The sequence below is a fragment of the Amycolatopsis sp. NPDC023774 genome (genome assembly GCF_040639695.1).
In the GTDB taxonomy this organism is placed as follows: Bacteria; Actinomycetota; Actinomycetes; order Mycobacteriales; family Pseudonocardiaceae; genus Amycolatopsis.
Genome location: NZ_JBFAAJ010000095.1, coordinates 1 through 2550, shown reverse-complemented (window position 1 = coordinate 2550; position 2550 = coordinate 1). Strand labels below are relative to the sequence as shown.

The following is a 2550-nucleotide window of genomic DNA, read 5'->3' as shown; positions in this document are numbered from 1 at the left end:
TGCGGTACGTGGAGCACGACGACTACCTCAGGCAGGTGCGCGCGAAGTGATCATCGACATCCACGGCCACTACACGACTGCACCGCCGGCGTTGAAACAGTTCCGCGACGCCCAGCTGGACGGCGAGCGGCCGACGCTCGCGCCGGTGAGCGACGACGAGCTGCGCGAGAGCGTCGAGGGTCACCAGCTGCGCGTGCTCCGGGAGCGTGGCGGTGACCTGATGCTGTTCTCTCCCAAAGCATCCGGCATGGAGCACCACGTGCCCGACGCCGGCGTGGCGAACGCCTGGGCGCGCGCGTCCAACGACCTCGTGCACCGTGTCGCCGAGCTGTACCCCGAGCACTTCGCCCCGGTCGCGCAGCTTCCGCAGACGCCCGAGGGCAACCTCGGCGGCGTCGCGGCCGAGATCCGCCGGACCGTCGGAGAACTCGGCTTCGTGGGCGTCAACCTCAACCCGGACCCGTCCGGCACCTGGGCGGGCAAGCCGATCACCGACGAGTCGTGGTTCCCGGTGTACGAGGTCCTCACGGAACTCGACGTGCCCGCGATGGTGCACGTCTCGACGGCGTGCAACCCGAACCACCACACCCTCGGCGCGCACTACCTCAACGCCGACACCAGCGTCTTCACCCAGCTGCTCGAGTCGAAGCTCTTCGACCGGTTTCCCGGTCTGCGACTGGTGATCCCCCACGGTGGGGGAGCGGTGCCCTACCACTGGGGACGCTACCGGGGCCTGGCGATACGCAACGGCTGGCAGGACCCGGCCGAGCTGCTGTCAAACGTCTTCTTCGACACCTGCGTCTACCACCAGCCCGGGGTCGATCTCCTGCTGAAGGTGCTGCCCACGCCGAACCTGCTCTTCGCCTCGGAGATGCTCGGCGCGGTCCGTGGCGCCGACCCGGAAACCGGCATCGCCTGGGATGACACGAAGCAGTACGTCGACCGCGCCGGCCTTACCGCCGAGGATCTGGCGGCGGTGTACGAAGACAACGCTCGCCGGGTCTACCCCCGGCTCGACCGGCGGCTCGCCGCCGTAGGAAGGTGATCCGATGAGCCGGCTGAACCTCACGTTCGCGTGTGGCGACTACGACCGCACGCGCGCCCTCGAGGACGGGTCGATCCGGCCCGACGGGATCGACCTGACGTACCTGCGGCTCCCGGTCGAGGAGACGTTCTTCCGCATGCTGCGCCACGGCGAATTCGACGCGTCGGAGATGTCGCTGTCGACCTACGTCGCCTCGCTGGACCGGGACCCGGCGCCGTTCGTCGCCCTGCCCGTGTTCACCTCGAGGATGTTCCGCCACGGCGGGATTTTCCTCAACACTGCGGCGGGCATCGAAAAACCGGCCGACCTCGTCGGCAAGCGGGTCGGCACGCCCGAGTTCCAGCTGACGGCGGGTGTCTGGATCCGCGGCATCCTCGCCGACGCGTACGACGTGCCGCTCGACTCGGTCACCTACCTCACCGGGGGCCAGGAAACGCCGGGGCGGATCGAAAAGGGCGCCGTCTCGACCCGCTTCGACGTCCAGCCGATCCCGGCGGACCGGACGCTGTCGGAGATGCTCGCCACCGGCGAGATCGACGCGCTGCAGAGCCCGCGGATCCCGAGCTCGTACATCGCCCGCGACGGCCGCGTCGCCCGCCTGTTCCCCGACACCGTCGCGGCCGAGAAGCAGTACTACGCGGAGACCGGGATCTTCCCGATCATGCACGTCGTCGCCCTGCGCCGCGAGGTCTACGAGCGGCACCCGTGGGTCGCGCAATCCCTGACGAAAGCGCTCACCGCGGCCAAGAACGAGGCATACGCCCGGATCTACGACGCCTCGGCGCTGCGGTTCATGGAGCCGTGGCTCAACCAGCACCTAGAGGACGCGCGGAGCCTGCTCGGCCCCGACTACTGGTCCTACGGACTCGAGGCCAACCGGCACGTGCTCGACGTGTTCCTCCGCTACCACCACGAACAGGGGCTCTCGTCGCGCCTGCGCACCGCGGAAGAACTGTTCGCGCCCGAGTCGACGGAGTCCTTCGTCATCTGACCGCGGACCTCGGCGAGTTCGCCAGCGGGCAACCGTTCCCCGCCGGCGAGCTCGCCCGGCCTCAGGCCGCGCGGAGGAGTTCCTTCAGCGCCACCTCGGTGTCGGCCGCGACGTGCGGCGGGACGGTGCGGCCGGCCTCGAGCAGCTTGCGCACCGCCATGTAGTCGCGGGGCGCGTTGACGGCGTCGATCGCGACGAGGCGCCCGCCGCGATAGTAGAAGAGCGAGAACCGTTCACTGCCCGGATCGCCCCGCAGCACGGTCTCGTCGAACCCGCTGCTGACCCCGGCGATCTGGAGTTTCAAATCGGCCTGGTCGGACCAGAACCACGGGATCCCGGTGGCGGGAGCGGCCAGGCCGAGCAGGCTCGCGGCCGCCGTCTTCGCCTGCGCGATGGCGTTGGGTACGGACTCGAGGCGCAGGGCGCCGTGGTCGGGGTGCGCGACGATCGTGCAGTCGCCGGCGGCGACCACACTGGGCGTGCTGGTGCGGGCGGACTCGTCGACCACGATCCC

General features: G+C 69.8%; 3 protein-coding genes. 2 read left to right on the top strand and 1 reads right to left on the bottom strand.

Going from position 1 to position 2550, the window contains the following annotated elements:
- Positions 1 to 1045: amidohydrolase family protein (locus tag AB0F91_RS47035; RefSeq protein ID WP_360609013.1), on the top strand; the 1045-nt coding region annotated here is incomplete at its 5' end.
- Between the two features lie 4 nt (positions 1046 to 1049).
- Positions 1050 to 2036 carry an ABC transporter substrate-binding protein gene (locus AB0F91_RS47030; RefSeq protein WP_360609011.1) on the top strand — a complete coding sequence of 329 codons (987 nt, stop codon included), beginning with the start codon at positions 1050 to 1052 and terminating at the stop codon, positions 2034 to 2036.
- Positions 2037 to 2097: 61 nt separating this feature from the next.
- On the opposite strand, the gene AB0F91_RS47025 is transcribed toward AB0F91_RS47030, so the two are convergent.
- Positions 2098 to 2550, bottom strand: a 453-nt coding sequence (locus tag AB0F91_RS47025; protein WP_360609009.1) for an oxidoreductase C-terminal domain-containing protein, incomplete at its 5' end; no start/stop codon positions are given.